Source organism: Streptomyces sp. NPDC056527 (genome assembly GCF_042794475.1).
Classification (GTDB): Bacteria; Actinomycetota; Actinomycetes; order Streptomycetales; family Streptomycetaceae; genus Streptomyces.
This window is the reverse complement of sequence record NZ_JBHTTQ010000037.1, coordinates 1-15,986: the sequence shown is the minus strand read 5'-3', so window position 1 is coordinate 15,986 and position 15,986 is coordinate 1. Positions and strand designations below refer to the sequence as shown.

15 protein-coding genes are annotated in these 15,986 nt (G+C 69.9%); 8 read left to right on the top strand and 7 right to left on the bottom strand.

Going from position 1 to position 15,986, the window contains the following annotated elements; translation table 11 throughout:
- Positions 1-296: 296 nt before the first annotated feature.
- The 3 genes from ACFQ7Q_RS19270 (at position 297) to ACFQ7Q_RS19260 (ending at position 3,466) form a co-directional block, all read left to right on the top strand.
- Positions 297-1,331, top strand: coding sequence for an ATP-binding cassette domain-containing protein (locus ACFQ7Q_RS19270; protein ID WP_383556472.1), 1,035 nt, complete (start codon positions 297-299; stop codon positions 1,329-1,331).
- Positions 1,328-2,161 (top strand): ABC transporter permease, encoded by an 834-nt coding sequence (locus ACFQ7Q_RS19265; protein ID WP_383556470.1) that lies wholly within the window; start codon positions 1,328-1,330, stop codon positions 2,159-2,161. Before ACFQ7Q_RS19270 ends, ACFQ7Q_RS19265 begins: the two co-directional genes overlap by 4 nt.
- 177 nt (positions 2,162-2,338) lie before the next feature.
- Complete coding sequence (locus ACFQ7Q_RS19260; protein ID WP_383556467.1) at positions 2,339-3,466, top strand: PP2C family protein-serine/threonine phosphatase; 1,128 nt, start codon at positions 2,339-2,341, stop codon at positions 3,464-3,466.
- A gap of 80 nt (positions 3,467-3,546) precedes the next feature.
- Here the strand turns inward: ACFQ7Q_RS19260 and ACFQ7Q_RS19255 are convergent, their stop codons facing one another.
- A complete protein-coding gene (locus ACFQ7Q_RS19255) occupies positions 3,547-4,356 on the bottom strand; it encodes an SMI1/KNR4 family protein (protein ID WP_383556464.1) in 810 nt (269 codons plus the stop codon).
- A gap of 179 nt (positions 4,357-4,535) precedes the next feature.
- On the opposite strand from ACFQ7Q_RS19255, the gene ACFQ7Q_RS19250 reads away from it, so the two are divergent.
- Together ACFQ7Q_RS19250 and ACFQ7Q_RS19245 are read left to right on the top strand one after the other, a co-directional pair.
- Positions 4,536-5,114, top strand: coding sequence for a phosphoesterase (locus ACFQ7Q_RS19250; RefSeq protein ID WP_383556461.1), 579 nt, complete (start codon positions 4,536-4,538; stop codon positions 5,112-5,114).
- Positions 5,111-6,685: an alkaline phosphatase D family protein gene (locus tag ACFQ7Q_RS19245; protein WP_383556459.1), complete on the top strand. Its 1,575-nt coding sequence runs from the start codon at positions 5,111-5,113 to the stop codon at positions 6,683-6,685. Before ACFQ7Q_RS19250 ends, ACFQ7Q_RS19245 begins: the two co-directional genes overlap by 4 nt.
- 95 nt (positions 6,686-6,780) lie before the next feature.
- Here the strand turns inward: ACFQ7Q_RS19245 and ACFQ7Q_RS19240 are convergent, their stop codons facing one another.
- From ACFQ7Q_RS19240 to ACFQ7Q_RS19230, 3 genes are all read right to left on the bottom strand, one after another.
- A complete protein-coding gene (locus ACFQ7Q_RS19240; RefSeq protein WP_383556457.1) occupies positions 6,781-7,566 on the bottom strand; it encodes a gamma-glutamylcyclotransferase family protein in 786 nt (261 codons plus the stop codon).
- A gap of 15 nt (positions 7,567-7,581) precedes the next feature.
- Positions 7,582-8,118 (bottom strand): NUDIX hydrolase family protein, encoded by a 537-nt coding sequence (locus ACFQ7Q_RS19235; protein ID WP_383556455.1) that lies wholly within the window; start codon positions 8,116-8,118, stop codon positions 7,582-7,584.
- Between the two features lie 144 nt (positions 8,119-8,262).
- Entirely contained in the window at positions 8,263-9,876 is a 1,614-nt protein-coding gene (locus tag ACFQ7Q_RS19230; RefSeq protein ID WP_383556452.1) for an FAD-binding oxidoreductase, read from the bottom strand.
- A gap of 66 nt (positions 9,877-9,942) precedes the next feature.
- On the opposite strand from ACFQ7Q_RS19230, the gene ACFQ7Q_RS19225 reads away from it, so the two are divergent.
- Complete coding sequence (locus tag ACFQ7Q_RS19225; RefSeq protein WP_383556449.1) at positions 9,943-10,605, top strand: TetR/AcrR family transcriptional regulator; 663 nt, start codon at positions 9,943-9,945, stop codon at positions 10,603-10,605.
- Positions 10,606-10,618: 13 nt separating this feature from the next.
- Here the strand turns inward: ACFQ7Q_RS19225 and ACFQ7Q_RS19220 are convergent, their stop codons facing one another.
- Both ACFQ7Q_RS19220 and ACFQ7Q_RS19215 read right to left on the bottom strand, forming a co-directional pair.
- The gene (locus tag ACFQ7Q_RS19220) at positions 10,619-12,280 is read right to left on the bottom strand and encodes a phospholipase D family protein (protein WP_383556447.1); all 1,662 of its coding nucleotides are present in this window, start codon (positions 12,278-12,280) and stop codon (positions 10,619-10,621) included.
- Positions 12,281-12,428: 148 nt separating this feature from the next.
- Entirely contained in the window at positions 12,429-13,010 is a 582-nt protein-coding gene (locus ACFQ7Q_RS19215) for an HD domain-containing protein (RefSeq protein WP_383556445.1), read from the bottom strand.
- Between the two features lie 340 nt (positions 13,011-13,350).
- Here ACFQ7Q_RS19215 and ACFQ7Q_RS19210 point away from each other — a divergent pair, with 340 nt between their 5' ends.
- Complete coding sequence (locus ACFQ7Q_RS19210) at positions 13,351-13,929, top strand: hypothetical protein (RefSeq protein WP_383556443.1); 579 nt, start codon at positions 13,351-13,353, stop codon at positions 13,927-13,929.
- 120 nt (positions 13,930-14,049) lie between these two features.
- Entirely contained in the window at positions 14,050-14,523 is a 474-nt protein-coding gene (locus ACFQ7Q_RS19205; RefSeq protein WP_383556440.1) for a hypothetical protein, read from the top strand.
- A 112-nt stretch (positions 14,524-14,635) separates the two neighbouring features.
- Here ACFQ7Q_RS19205 and ACFQ7Q_RS19200 read toward each other — a convergent pair.
- Positions 14,636-15,986: adenosine deaminase (locus ACFQ7Q_RS19200; RefSeq protein WP_383556437.1), on the bottom strand; the 1,351-nt coding region annotated here is incomplete at its 5' end.

The window sequence follows — 15,986 nt, the reverse complement described above, 5'->3', positions numbered from 1 at the left end:
CCGGCGCGGGGGCGCCCTCGCGCCGTGCGGGACCGCGCCCCGGCGACGCGCCGCCATCGCCGAAGCGCAGGCCAGGGCGCCAGAGCGCCACATGGTGGCACCGATGGCGCCATGAAGGCTCGACATGGCGCCATCTGATGTGCCACGATGATGGCGCAAGCGCGGCGCAGAACTGGCGCCAATGGCGCCAGGCCGCACCCTCTCCTGCGCCACCGCTTCCGCCGAGCCTCGCCGGCCCGTCCGAACCCCCGCCGACTCCGCCCCTCGGACTCCCCAGAAGAGAAAGGCCCGCCACCATGAACACCGCGACCACAGCGGCCACCAGCACCCGCTCCACGGCGATCTCCGCGATCGGCCTGCGCAAGTCGTACGGCGACAAGGTGGTGCTCGACGGCATCGACCTGCGGATTCCCGAGGGCACGATCTTCGCCCTCCTCGGCCCCAACGGAGCGGGCAAGACCACCACCGTCGAGATCCTCTCCACGCTGATCACGGCCGACGCCGGCCAGGCGCACATCGCGGGCCACGACGTGACCGCCGACGCCGACTCGGTACGTCGCCAGATCGGCGTCACGGGACAGTTCGCCGCCGTCGACGGGCTGCTCACCGCAGAGGAGAACCTGCTCCTCATGGCCGACCTGCACCACCTGAGCCGCAGTGAGGGGCGACGCCGCGCCACCGAGCTCCTGGAGCGGTTCGAGCTCACCGAGGCGGCCCGCAAGAACGTCGCCACCTTCTCCGGAGGCATGCGTCGCAAGCTCGACCTGGCGATGACGCTGGTCGGCCGGCCGCGCATCATCTTCCTCGACGAGCCGACCACCGGCCTGGACCCGCGCAGCCGCCGCGTCATGTGGGAACTCATCCGCAACCTGGTCACGGAGCAGGGCGTGACCATCTTTCTGACCACGCAGTACCTGGAGGAGGCCGACCATCTTGCCGACCGCATCGCGGTCCTGGACCACGGCAAGCTCGTCGCCGAAGGCACCGCACAGGAACTGAAGGGGCTGATCCCCGGCGGCCACGTCCGCGTCCAGTTCGCAGACGAGGCCCACCTGGCCACCGCGGCCGAGATCTTCGGCGTCGCCACCCGCGACGACGAGTCGCTCACCTTGCAGATCCCCAGCGACGGATCGATCACCAATCTCCGAGCCGTACTCGACGCCCTCGACAACACCGGCGTTCAGGCCGAGTCGCTCACCGTGCACACCCCCGACCTCGACGACGTCTTCCTCACCCTCACCGGCCGGCAGACCGCACCCACCGTCTCCACCATCCCCACCCCCGGCGCCCCCGCCGCGTCCGCCACCGCCCAGAAGGAGTCGAACCGATGAGCACCGCCACCCTGACCCCGGGCAAGCCTGCCAAGCCGGCCAAGGCCACCCGCTCATACGCTCTGCGGGACTCCATGACGATGCTGCGCCGCAACCTCAAGCACATGCAGCGCTACCCTTCGATGACCATCTCGATCCTCGTGATGCCACTGCTGATGCTGCTGCTGTTCGTCTACGTCTTCGGCGGCGCGCTCGGCACCGGCATCGGGGCGGGAGCCGACCGCGGCGACTACATCAACTACCTGGTACCCGGCATCATCCTGATGTCCGCGACGTCGGGAGCCGTCGCGACGGCCGTGTCGGTCTGCACCGACATGACCGAAGGGATCGTCAACCGCTTCCGTACGATGTCGATCTCGCGCGGCTCCATCCTCACGGGCCATGTCCTCGGCAGCGTCATCCAGGTCGCGGCGGTCCTCGTCCTGATCACCGCCGTCTCCCTCGCGATCGGCTTCCGCCCCGACGCCTCGGCCGTCGAGTGGGCCTCCGCGGCGGGCCTGCTCCTCTTCCTGGCCTTCGGTATGGCCTGGCTGTCCGCCGCGATGGGCATGGGAGCCAAGACCGTCGAGTCCGCGAGTAACGCCCCGCTGCCACTGACCTTCCTGCCCTTCCTCGGCAGTGCCGTCGTCACCCCGGACTCCATGCCGACAGCCCTGCGCTGGTTCGCGGAGTACCAGCCCTTCACCCCGATCAACGAGACTCTGCGCGGCCTGCTGCTCGGCACCCCGATCGGCAACGACGGCTGGATCGCCCTGGCCTGGTGCACGGGCCTCGCCCTGGTCGGCTACCTGTGGTCCCGAGCCGTCTTCAACCGCGAGGTCACCCGCTGACCCTGCCGGTGCAGACACGGAGAAGGGGCGGCTCCCGGCGGGTTCCGGGCGCCGCCCCTTCCCGCGCTCCGTGTCGGGCACGTCCCGCTCCCGCCGCACAGGTGCGGGAATCCGGCCGGCCGAGGGGCGCGGCCCCGCTTCCGGGTCCGGACCATGCCTGGTCAGTACAGTGCAGGCGTGTCCCCTCAGCCTTCTCCGCTCGACTGGCACTTCCTGTTCTCACGCCGGGGCTGGATCTGGTGGATGCCCATCATCGCCGTCGTCCTTGTCCTGATCACGGAGGTGGCCGTCCAGGGGCGTGAACCCGTGAGCTTCCTGCTCACCGGTGTTCCCCCTCTGGTCTCCGCGACTCGCGGGCCAAGGGCGACCGCATGGTCGGCCATCGGGTGTCTGGGGCTGCAGATACTGATGGCGGCAGCACGTCCGGGCCACTTCGACGAGCAGCACCATGTGGCCCTGTACATGGCCACGCTCATCATCGGCGCGGTCAGCTATCTGCTCGCCAGGCAACGCCAGAGAACCGAGAAGCACCTGATCACGGCCACCTCCGTGGCCGAGGCGATGCAGCGGACCCTGCTGCGCCCGGTGCCGCCCCGCCTCGCCCACGTCAGCGCCGCCGGGTACTACTCACCGGGTGAGGGCGGGACGTTCGTCGGGGGCGACCTGTACGACATGTGCGAGACGCCGTTCGGGGTCCGGGTGATCATCGGGGACGTCCGCGGCAAGGGCTTGGACGCGGTGCAGACGGTCGCCGCGGTCCTGGGGAGTTTCCGCGTGTCCGCCCACGAGTGGCGGGATCTCTCCGTCCTGGCGGACCGGCTGGAGCTCAGCATCGTCCGCAACGGCCCCAAGGCGGGCACCGGTGATCCCGAACTGTTCGTGACGGCACTGGTCATGGAGTTCGCCGGTGACAGCGTGCGCATCGTCGACCGCGGTCATCCGGCACCGGTCGCCGTCGGACCGTTCGGGGCCCGCCATCTGGCCACGGCGCCCGCGCCGCCGCTGGGACTCGGTGAGCTGTCCTGCGGCCGCGTCCTGACGACGGAACACACCTTGCGCCCCGGCGAGGTGCTCGTCCTGTACACCGACGGCCTCAGCGAGGCCCGCAACACCGACGGCACCTTCTACCCCGTCATGGAACGGCTCGGGGAGCGCTTCCTCACGTGTGAGCCGGATCCCCATGCAGTGGTGTCGTTCCTGCGGACGGACAGTGACAGCTGGTCGGCCGCCTCCGAAGAGGACGATCAGGCCGTCCTCGCCATCACACTGTCGCAGCCGGCACCACAGCGAGGAGGAACCGACTGAGCCCGTACGGCAGCACGTTCACCGGCCCCGGCCCATAGCGGGACCCGCGGCACGCCTGCTGAGCCAGGCGGTGGACCCGGTCAGTCGCTCTCCCGGTAGTTCATGAACCAGTGGGTGTCGAAGTAGCGGGCCATCGTGAACCGGTGGTGGGGGTCGGTGAGGATGCGGCAGACGAACTCCGCGATCGGGTAGGCGAAAGGGACGTCCTCGCCATCGAAGGACCGGACCACGACGGGCCAGTGGTCGGGATCGTTGTCGTCGACCCTCCAGCAGTACACGTCCTCGTGCTCGGTGCCGGCCCAGATGAGCAGGCCGTCCTCCTTGAAGTACGTCCACGGCTCCTGGTTGAGGTCCAGATAGCCGTCGAAGGCGCCCTCGCCGAACGTCTCGACCATGCGCTTGTAGTCGCTCGGCAGCGTGGTGCCGAGGCGTGACTCCACCTCCGCCCAGTCCACGTCCGGGCGTTGAGCGGGCTCTGCCCAGCCGGTGATCAGTACGAGCCGCTCCACCCAGTCGATGTCGTCGTCGGGAGAGATTGCCGACGGGGCCGGCACCTCTCGCCGAGCGACCGCGAGCACCGGTCGTTCGGCTCCCTCCGGGTCCCGCGCCGTACCCGTGCCGATCCACTGATCCCCGTAGGCCCACGCGCGTATCGTCACGGCCCGCTCCTGGAAGGGAGCGAGGAGAGCCGCGCCCCTGCGCTCGTCGGGGCCGTCGACGACCGTCGAATCGGTGAAGCCGTCGAGGACGAGGGTGCGCGGGACGCCGTATCTGCCGGCGAGCAGGTCGGTCATCTCCTGAGGGTCCAGGTCGCCGGGCAGGTACAAGAAGTCGTTTCCAGGGCCGAGGCCGGCCAGCAGGTCGTTGACGGTCGCTTGAGTGAGCTCCATGACGGACAGTGAAGCGCACCGCACCGACACCGCCCCACTCCGAACAGGCCGCCGACGACGCTACCCGAGAGTTGTCTGTACAACTCGTCGCCGCTGTTCTCCGACGCGTCGTCAAGGGTTCACTCCCGACTGCTGCGATACACGCGCCATTCGAACAGCGCTTGATCGAGGAGGCTTGAGTGAATCTCGTAGTCAACGGCGACGCGGAGAGCGGGCCCGGCGGGTCCGCCGAGCCGGTCACCGACGTGACCGGCTGGGAGGTGCCCGAGGGAGCGCCCGCGCTCATCGCGTACAACCTGGGCAACGGCTACCCCGGACCCGCCGACCCCGGGCCCGCCCCCCGAGGCAGCCGGTTCTTCTCCGGCGGCAACAGCCCCCGTACCGCTCTCGTGCAGGACATCACCCTGCCCACGCGCGGCACCACCGGCCGACGGGCCGTCGACGCGGGGAAGGTCCGCTACACGCTGGCCGGCTGGCTGGGCGGCTACGCGACCCAGGAGGACGGCGCCCGGCTGTCCGTGGAGTTCCGCAACGCCGAGGGCACCCCGGTCGCCCTGTCCGTGCTCGGCCCGGTGACGGCCGCCGAGCGGCTGTCCCGCACCGCGCTCATCGAGCGCACCGCGACCGCCACGGTCCCGCCCGGCGCACGCACCGCGCGCGTGCTCCTCGTCTTCACCCGCAGCGGCGGCGGGACGTCCAACGACGGTTACGCCGACGCCATATCGCTCACGCTGCAGGCCACGGAGGGACACAAGTGACCAGGCTCAACCGCCGCGATCTGCTCAAGGCCGCCGGAGCCGCAGGCGCCCTGAACCTCGCCTGGCCACTGGCCGCCGGACTGTCGCCCGCGCAGGCCCTCGAGGCCGCCCAGGCGCTCGGCGCCGAATACGACCCGGCGCCGTTCACCCTCGGCGTCGCCTCCGGCGACCCGCAGCCGAGCAGCGTCCTGCTCTGGACCCGTCTCGCCCCCGAGCCGCTGGCCGCCGAGCAGAAGCTGCCGGAGATCGTCGAGGTCGACTGGGTCGTCGCCACCGACCCGCGACTCCGGCGGGTCGTCGCGCGCGGCACCGCTCCCGCCTCGGCGACGCTCGGCCACAGCGTGCACGTCCCCGTCTCCGGGCTGCGCCCTGGCACCCGCTACTGGTACGCGTTCGAGGCCCTGGGCAAGCGGAGCCGGATCGGCCGCACGAAGACCGCGCCCGTCGGCAACGTCTCCTCCGTCCGCTTCGCCGCCGCCAACTGCCAGGCGTTCCACGACGGTTTCTACGCGGCCCACCGAGGCATCGCGCGAGAGAACGTCGACTTCGTCGTCCACCTCGGCGACTACATCTACGAGCACGGTCAGGTCGGCGGAGTCCCCGCCGACCACGTCCGCGACCACGAGGGCCCCGGCATCTTCACGATCGCCGACTACCGCCGCCGCCACGCCCTCTACAAGGGCGACGCCTCCCTGCGCGAGGCGCACGCCGCGCACCCGTGGTTCCTGACGTGGGACGACCACGAGGTTGTCAACGACTACTCCGGTACGGGTGGGGGCGCGCCCTTCATGCAGCGCCGGGCGGCCGCGTACCAGGCGTGGTACGAGAACATGCCGCACCGCGACGGCGGCGCGGGCACCTCGGCCGCGCTGCCGGACCCCGAGATCCACCGGGTACGGCGCTGGGGCGACCTGCTGGAACTGTCGGTCCTCGACCTGCGCTCGTACCGCTCGGCGCAGAACCTCGCCGACGGCACGATCCTCGGCTCCGGCCAGAAGTCCTGGCTGAAGCGGAACATCGACCAGGCTCCGGACTCCTGGCACGTCTGGGCCAACTCGATCATGCTCAGCCAGTTGCGGAGCCGTCCCGGCGGCTCGTACATGTTCACCGATCAGTGGGACGGCTTCCGCGCCGAGCGCAAGGAGGTCCTCGGGCATGTGCACAGCGCGGGCATGGAGGACCTGGTCGTCATCACGGGCGACTGGCACTCGGCGTTCGTCGACGACATCCGGCCCGACTTCGACGACGTCACCTCGCCGGTGATCGGTACGGAGTTCACGGCGCACTCGGTGACCTCGGGCGCGTACTCGCCGAGCTGGAACGCCACGAACGGGCCGATCATGGGCGCGGGCAACCCGCACCTGAAGTACTTCGAGGGCAACCGCTACGGCTATGACGTCTACGAGGTCACCCCGGAGCGCTTCAGCGCCCACATGCGGGTCATCGACGACCGCCGTGACCCGGCGTCCCCCGTCTCCACGCTGACCACGTTCCACGTGGACCGCGGGCGGGCGGGATCGTACGAGGACCCGGCGACGAAGAGCTCGCCGGCGCAGTACCGCAGGGACTGACGCACCGACAGCGCCCGCCCCGCCGGTCGTGACCGGGGGGCGGGCGCTTAGTCATGAGACGGGCTGCCGACAGGTTGCTTCCGGCCTGATCGCGTTCAACGACGGGGGAGCGTGATCCTCTCGAAGAGGTCGACTCCGAGTTGGTCACGGATCAGGGTGTCGATGTCATTGGCGCGGGGAACGTGCACGAAGGGTCGCCAGGGGTAGATCCGGTCGTTGAACCACGGGGTCTGCCAGTCGGACGTGGTTCTCATGAACTCTTTGGCGAACTGCGCTTTTCGGGCTTCCGGATAACCGTCCTCGATTTCCAGGCAGCCGTCCAGGCACACGTCCACGTAGGACTGGACGATGGGGAAGCGCTCGCTGGGATAACGTTGTTGGACGTTCGCGAAATACCACACCGTGCCGACGGGAGATCCTTTGCTGCCGTCCAGCATGGTGATGTCGCGTGACCGGATCCGAGTCGGTCGGTACCCCGATTCACGTCGCGCGTACGCCCTGAGTTCCTCCGGGCTGACAGGGAAGACGACGCCATTGCACGTGGCGCCCTTCCTGGGAACGGCACCCAGATACGTAGGGCTCCAACTGGCCGTCTCCACCCGGTCGTACCAACCGCGGCTGATTCCCTGAACCATCGCGGGTGCGGCTTGTTCCCTGTCGGGCCAGGTCGCGGTCCGCGATTCCCGCTGCATCAGGGACCCGTATCCGAAGATGTAGTTGTTCCCTGTGAGCGGTGGAGAAGGCTCTGGAGCTACCGTCGGCTCGGATCGGCGGGGTCCCGTGTCGATGGAGGCCCCGACGCCTGCGGTGAGCGCCCCGAGTGCGATGACGCCTCCCACCTGAAGCGCCTTGCGCCGTTCGATGGTGCACTCAGGGTTCATCCGCGCCTCCAGCCCTCAGTACGCGTGTCCCACATGGGCGAGCGCCTGCTTCAGGAGCACCCCGTGGCCGCCCGGCATCTCGCCCTGTACGGCTGGGGAGGCCGCTTCCTGCGGGCTGAACCACACCAGGTCCAGCGCGTCCTGTCGCGGGCGGCAGTCGCCGCTCACCGGCACGATGTACGCGAGAGAGACAGCGTGCTGGCGTGGGTCGTGGTACGGGGTGATGCCCGCCGTGGGGAAGTACTCGGCGACCGTGAAGGGCTGCAAGGACGCGGGGACGCGAGGCAGGGCCACCGGGCCGAGGTCCTTCTCCAGATGGCGCAGCAGTGCGTCACGGACCCGCTCGTGGTGCATGACACGGCCGGATACCAGGGTGCGATTGATCGTCCCGTCCTCGCGGATCCTCAGAAGCACTCCGATGCTGGTGACTTCGCCGCTGTCGTCGACGCGCACGGGCACGGCCTCGACGTACAGAATCGGCATCTGGGCCCTGGCGATGTCCAGCTCGTCGGTGGTCAGCCAGCCGGGCGCGGTCTCGGTCATGTCAGACATCGCTTGATCATACTTTCCGGACCGAGCCTTGCCCCACGTGGCGTGTCTGCCAGCCGGGTGGGAGTTGGGCAGAAGCCGTCATACCCACCTGTCGGGACGCGCTCGCGCGTCGCCCTCACCGAGTGGGCATGACGGCCGTGCTGCTCAGCGCTTGCGCAGGGGGTCGATCACGACACCAGGGTTGAGGATCCCCGCCGGGTCGAGCGTCGCCTTGCCGGCCTGGAGTGCGGCGGCGAACAGGTCCGGGCGCTGTCGGTCGTACCAGGGCCGATGGTCGCGGCCCACCGCGTGGTGGTGGGTGATGGTGGCTCCGGAGGCGATCAGCGCGTCGGACACCGCTGCCTTGATCTCGTCCCACTGCTCCACCGTCCTGCCCCATTCCCCCGCGGCGTAGATGCCGAAGTACGGTGCGGGGCCGTCGGGGTAGACATGGGTGAACCGGCAGGTCACCACTCCCGTGGCACCGACCTGGCGCATGGCGTCCTGAGCCGCGTCGTCGACGGCCGCGCGGAGGCTGTCGAACCGGTCCCAGGTGCACGCGGTCTCGAAGGTTTCCACGATCATGCCCTGAGCCGCGAGCGCGTCGCGCTGGTACGGCATCCGCACGAACGAGGAGCGCCAGGTGTCCGCCGCTCCGCTGTGCGCGGACTGTTCGGCGGTGTCGGTGTGGCGGGCCGGCTCGGCGAGCGTGCCACCGTGGTCACGGCACAGCTCAAGCGCGCGTTCCATCCAGGGGGTGACGGGGTGATCCGCGGATTCGAAGCCGAGCACCAGGACGGCCGTGGGGGAGCCGGCGTTGATGAACGCCTCGACGGGGTCCAGGAGGCGGCAGTTGGAAGGGTGCAGTCCCGACTGGGACAGTGCGCGTACGGCGTTCACACCGGCGTCGTAGTCGGCGAAGCCCACCGAGGCCCCTGCCCGCCATCGAGGGCGGTCCTGGAGCCGTACCCACGCCTGGGTGATGACGCCGAGGGACCCCTCGGAGCCGAGGAACATCCGGTCGGGGGAGGGGCCCGCCCCCGAGGCGGGAACCCGAAGGGACTCGATGACGCCGGCGGGGGTGACGACCCGGAGTGACTCGGTGAGGTCGTCGATGTGGGTGAGGACCGTGGCGAAGTGACCTCCGGCCCGGGTGGCCAGCCAGCCGCCGAGGGTGGAGAACTCGAAGGATTGGGGGAAGAACCGGAGCGTGTAGCCCTGTGGCCTCAGCTGGTCCTCCAGGTGCGGGCCGAAGACTCCGGCCTGCACGAGCGCGGCCCGGCTGGTGCGGTCGACCTCGAGGACCCGGTCCATCGAGGTGAGGTCCAGGCTGACCGCCCCCGCGTAGTCGCCGCCGACGCGCGGCTCGACACCACCCACGACCGAGGAGCCGCCGCCGAAGGGGATGGCCGCGATGCCGGCATCGCCGCACCAGTCGAGCACCTGGACGACCTCGGCCTCCGAGGTCGGGCGTACGACGAGGTCGGGCACGTGCGGCAGCTTCCCGAGCAGCGCCCGGGCCACGTCGCGGAACGCCTGCCCGTGGCTGTGCGCCAGCCGGTCCCGTACGTCCTCGGAAACGATCGAGGCCAGCGCCGCCGGCGCCCGGACCCTGCTCGCGCCCACACCGAACGACTCGACCGGCGGAGCCGTGTGCGGGGTCAGGTCCGCTCCCGGCAACAACTCGGCGACCCTGCGGGTCAGTGCGTCACGCTCCGGGCCGACCACCGCATCCTCGACGTTTCCCCATCCCCACCACGAACGCGTCCTGCCTCGCATCCTCGACACCACCGATCTGAACGCTGGGTAAGTTAACGAGCGGTAAGATTGGCATAGGGTGCAGCCATGAGCAAGCAGGAGAAGATCGCGCGCGGTGTGGGAACCAAGGGCATGCCCCGTAAGGACCGCGAACTGCTAATCCTGGACGCGGCGGCGGAGGAGTTCGGCACCAAGGGCTACGTGCGCGGCTCGACCGCGGTGGTGGCGGCGCGGGCGGGGATCAGCAAGCCCATGATCTACGAGTACTTCGGGTCCAAGGACGGCCTCTACCTGGCCTGCCTGGAACGCGCGGGCTCCCGCCTCGTCGCTGCGGTCGCGTCGGCGCAGGACGGGTCGGACGACATCGCGCGGGCCGCACGCACCATGGAGGCCATCTTCCGGGCGCTCGAATCGCGCCTGCACGACTGGGAACTCGTCTACGACACCACCGTGGCGGCCGACACCGACCTCCATGCGGCGGCCACCGCGTACCGCCGGGAACTCAACGGCATGGGAGCCATCGGCGTGGCCGAGATCCTCGGCTCCTCACAGGCCGCGGACCCGCTCGATGCCGACCTCGTCACACATCTTTGGTACGGGACGGTGACCTCCGCGGTCGGCTGGTGGCGCCACCACCCCGAGCAGACCGCCGACCAGATGACCGCACGATTCCAACGCGTCTTCACCGCCCTGTTCCCGCAGGCTCCCGCGAACCACGAGGCCGGTCCCCGACCGCACGAGGAGCGGTGACCACTCGGCGCCGTCAGAACCTGTGGCGGCGCCGCAGGCCCATGGGCCGGCCGTCGGGATCGACCAGGAGGTGGTGCAGCGGCGCCGCCAGCACCCTCTCCGTTCTGGACAGGGCCGAGGGGACGTACCGGCGCAGACGGCCCGACGGCCGGGTGCCACGGCACCCGCCGTCGTACCAGGCGTCCAGCGCGGCGGCGGTCTCCTCGAAGGCGCCGAGCGCGGTCACGGGATCGCACAGCGCGTCCGGCGTCCACCCCTCCGTCTCCCCGGCCGCGCGCCGCCGCTTGTCCGCATCGCCGGAGGCATCGTGGTCGAGGGCTCCCAGGTGCTCGAGCATCAGTTCCAGGCGGAGGTTCCGGGCGAAGGCGCGCGCGCCGTCTCCGAGTCCTCCCGGGTCGGTCGGCCGCCGTGGGTCCGGACTCTCGTCGATCACGGCGCAACTGAGCTCGGAATCGTGCGTCCACGAGCGGAGGTTGACGTTGTCCGAGCCCACCGAGGCCCACACGTCGTCGATGACACACACCTTGGCGTGCACGTAGACGGGGGTTCCCGCCCGGTTCTCCAGGCCGTACACCGCGACCCGGTCACCGCCGGCGCGGCGCAGCTCGTCCAGGGCGTCGATCCGTCCGATCAGGTTCATGGGCAGCGTGATCCGGCCGTCCTGCTCCGGGACGGAGGGGATGACGGCGATCAGCAGCAGCCGCGGATGCCTGGACAGCGCCCGGGCGAAACAGGCCACCACGCGCGGGGACCACAGGTACTGGTCCTCGACATAGATCAGCGTCCGGGCCCGACTCAGCGCCTTGAGGTATCCCCGTGCGATGCTGCGCTCCCCGTCGGGGGCGAAGGGGTATCCACGTAGCAGCCGGTTCGGATAGGTGCGGAGCAGCTGCACGGTGTGCATACCGCAGCGGGCGGGATCGGCTTCCTGCGGCGGCAGCCGGCCCGCGTCGGTGTCCTCCCGGTGCAGCAGTTGACGCACGCGCGTGAGCGGACTGCGGGTGAGCGGCGACGGGTCCTCCCACCGTTCGCGGAAGACCGCTTCGACGTCGCCGACCACCGGCCCGCGAAGGGCGAGCTGGACGTCGTGCCACGGCGGATGCGGGCCGTAGACGGACGCCAAGCTCAACGACTGCCGGTCGCCGCTGTGGATGGCGTCGTCGTTACGGTTGTGGCAGAGGTCGATTCCGCCGACGTACGCGACATCCAGCTCTTCGCGCCCGGGATGCCGCAACACCACCATCTTCTGGTGGTGAGAACCCCCGGGCCGCACCCGCATGTCGAGCAGGCACTCACCACCCGCATCGTTTATCTCCTTGCCGAGGTGGAGGTTCTGCTCCTGACTGAAGTGGAAATTGTCCAGGTGAGAGCGCCACAGCAACCCTTTGACGATGACGCCGCGTTCGGCCGCGCGGCTCAGGACCGTGCCGATCCCGGTGCCGTCCCCGTCCAGCCGCTCGTCGGGATCGCCGCGCCAGTCGGTGAACAGAAGCAGATCGCCGGCGCGCATCGCGCGAATGGCAGCCAGCAGCTCCGCGAAGTAGGCGGCGCCGTGAACCAGGGGCCGGGCCTCGTTCCCCTCGGACCAGGCAAGCCCGTCCGCGCGGCGCTCGTCCAGGCGTGTCGCGGAGTTTCCGCGTTCACCGGATAGCAGAAGCCAGTCAGAGCGCGTCACGGTAGGGGCCCTCCCCTGCGCCCCTACCCACTCCATGGCACCTCACCCGCCTGAGCGGCGTTCGGCGGCGGCGGTCAGGTGACCATGTGCGCGGCATTCGGTCGCGGCGGAAGGTTCTGAGCACCGGGCGGCATCGAACGCCTGTCCGTCACTCCGCAGGCGGTCCGGACGTGGCAGTGGTCTCCGTGACGCCCCCAGCCGACGCCGTCTGAACGCGCGAGCCGGCGCGGTGCTCGTCCAGCTCCGGGAGCAAGCCCGGGTTGACGACGCGCACGATGGTCTCGACGTCGGCCCGACCGGCCGCAGGCCAGAGCACGGCGCGCGCGGCGCGGTACTTCGCGGCGAGGCGCTCCCGCGTCTCCGGCGGCAGCTGAGCGGCCCGGTCGGCGCGGGAGTTGTGCGCGTTGTCGGCGATCTTCACGAGCGTCGCCTGTGGGTCGGCGGCGATGTGCCGGACCTTCTCCTCGTACGCCATCCCAGGCTGGTTGGTCACCGCCTGGACGATCGCGACGACCTGTGCGGGGACGCCGGCACCCAACAGGGCTTCGGCGGTCCAGTCGGTGTCCTCCAGGACGTCGTGCAGGAGACCGGCCATGACCAGCGCGTCGCCGAGCGGTACGAGCCCGGCGGCCACCGCGCGGACATGCTCGATGTAGGGAACGCCGACCTTGTCGACCTGCCCGGCGTGTGCCTGCTCGGCCAGAAGCTCGATCTCGCGGACGGACTTCATGCTCCTCCTCCAAGGGGTCGCATACCGGGTTCGACGGGAGTGTACGACTCGCGGGCAGACCCTCGACAACGTCTACGGGACCTCGGTCCGGGTCCGCCCGGTCGTGTCTCTTCCCAACTCGACGAAGTGCGAGCGCGGGGTGGCGCGTTGCCGTTACCGTCGTGCGCGACGCATGACGAGGACCCGGGGAGCACATGCAGACGAAGCGATCGTTCGACGCCCCGAGCAACGGCGTGGGCGTGCCCCGATGACGGCGGCGCCGCGGCCTGACGGGCCCGGGCTCATCGCGGGGGAGATTCCCCTGACCGAGGTCATCGCCCGCCTCCGGCACGAGCGACCGGTGTTTCACTCCGAGGCGGATCTGCAGCACGGCTTCGCCCGGGTGCTGTGGGAGCTGGCGCCGGGGATCCAGTCCCGCCTGGAGGTTCGACAGCCCCTGGCGGAGACGGACGGAGCCGAGCACCTCGATCTGATGTGCATCGGCCCGTCGGCCCGCACCGCCGTCGAGTTCAAGTACTTCAAAGCGCGGTGGGCCGGCGTGGCCGGACCGCTGGAGGAGGAGTACGCCCTGGCGTCCCACGCCGCTACCGACCTCGGCCGTCTGGGTTTCGTCTCCGACATCGTGCGACTGGAGCGTTTCTGCACTCATCCGGACCAGAACGGCCTGGCACTGCTCCTGACCAACGACAGGGCGCTGTGGACCCCTCCGAAGGACGGCGCTCGCAGAACCAGGGACGCGGACTTCCGCATCCACGAAGGCCGCACCCTCACCGGCGAGCTCCTCTGGGGCGAGGGCGACTACGCTCCCAACACCCGTACTCTGCAAGATACTTACCGCCTCTCCTGGGAGGACTACTCCCGGCAGGAGGGCCCGCGAGGCGAGTTCCGGTACATGGCCACGTGGGTCGGCGGCGCTTGAGCCCCGCCCCGGCTGGTGCCCGCGCAGACGATCTCCGTGCCGAGGCCGACCGCCGCCCCGCGGTGTTGTCAGTCCCCGCCGCTATCGTTCGGCCATTCACGATCTTGGGAGGGTGGCTCGATGGGTGCCAGCGGATGGGACTACGTCACCGGGTACGACGGCGATGTCGAGGCGGCCTTGGCGACTTTGCAGGCGAAGGTGTTCCAGGAGGAGTTCGGCGACGGTGATCGCTACCGAAGCCTGGAGGAACTGTACGAGGACGAGGAGTTCATGGGGACGGAAGGCACCCATACGATCCTCGACATCGACAGGATCGTCGCCACGGACACCCCGCCGACACCGTCCGGCATCGCCGACTACGGCACCCTCCGCCCCCTGGCACTCAGCCGCGTGACGCACCACTTCGGCACGGACCGCCCCTCGGTCGAGCGGTACGAAGAGCTCGTCGCCGCCGCCCGTGAGGCCGCGGACCATGAGGAGTACGAGCTGAGCCTGCTCGGCGAGCGCCGGATGAGGTGGACCGGCTACTACATCGTCCTCCACTCTGATGACACGCCGACTCACCTGGGAATCTTCGGCTTCTCCGGAGACTAGGAGAGATCCGGCGGACATCTGCGAACGCCACCGGCAGTCGTAGACCCGACGGAACCCGCACAGGCGGCACACGGAAGGGCCCCGGGGGAGTACGACCCCAGAGGCCCTTCCGTCACCCGGCGGCTTCGGCGCGGGCGTCGGCGGTGCGGGCCTCGTTCCTCGGCGGCCTCTTGCCGAAGGTGGATTCGAAGGTGTGGGAGGCGCTCTCATGCTTCCACTGCACCGCGGCCTTGGCGCTGGACGCGAGGAACCGGGCGCAGCGCGGACCGGGGTGGGGGTCGCCGAGGTGGTCCCGGGCGCACTCCGGGACGACCTCGAAGCCGTCGCGGTCGCGCCACAGACTGCGGCCCTGCAGGAAGCCGTACTCCAGGGAAGTGCGGGCCAGGTCCTTCAGCGCGGGGTAGTCCAGCTTGTAGGTGAGCGCGGCCCGCTGGTACTCGCGGCTGATGTCGGTCCGCTCGACGCCGGGGTCGTCGGTGGCCAGGGCGACGGGAACCCCGTACTTACGGAACAGCGGGAAGGGGTGCTTCCAGCCCGTGACACCCAGGACCTGCGCGTTGCTGGTGAGCGGCACTTCCACCAGCACATGCTGCCGGGCCATCCGGCGCAGCAGGTCCGGGTAGTCGTCCTCGTGGCGGATGTCGACAGCGTGGCCGATGCGATCACTGTGGGCGGTGAGCACGGCGTCGCGGACGTGGAAGCGCAGATCCTCGGGTTTGACCAGGCCGGGGACGAGCTCGCCCGCGTGCAGGGTGAGGGGAACGTCGGGGTACACACCGCGCAGGTAGTTCAGCATGCGCATGTGCAGGCGGTAGTCGGCGACCGCGACCGGATCCTCTTCGGGCCCCACGAGGTTCAGCGAGACGAAGCGGTGGTCGCGCCGAGCCAGTTCCATACCCAGCAGCATCTGGGCGAAGACCAGCTCGCGCGGCCCGCCACGGTCGACCTGGGCGATGAGGCGCAACGGCAGTGCGCACCCGGCGTCGGGTCGGTCGGTATCGCAGCGGGCGGAGGTACGGAACTCCTCGAGCATCGAGTCCGTCTCGCTGATCGCCTGCTGGACGACGGCGTCCATTCCGCCGTCCGCCAGCATCTTGTCGCGCATCAGGGACAGATCACTGTCGTACCCGACCTTGGAGGCGAGGGCGGCTGCGGCGTACCAGGCCGGGGTCAGCATGGTCTCCAGATAGGACAGGTGCTGGTTCGCGGCCGAGGTGGAGACCTCGGCCAGCATCCGTCCCGGCTGGAGCGAGCTGACCGCGCCGAACTTCCCGAAGGTGGCGAAGAAGTGGTCATGGCTGCTCTCGCCCTGACCGGGCGTGAAGTCCTGCATGGACCACGCGCGGATCACCTGACTCCGGAAGACGGGGTCGGTGACGGTGTCCGCCGCGGGGCGGGTGTTACCCGTGCAGGGGGGAGCGCTCGCGGTGAGGGTGGTCTTGTCGATGCAGTAGCCGGCGTCC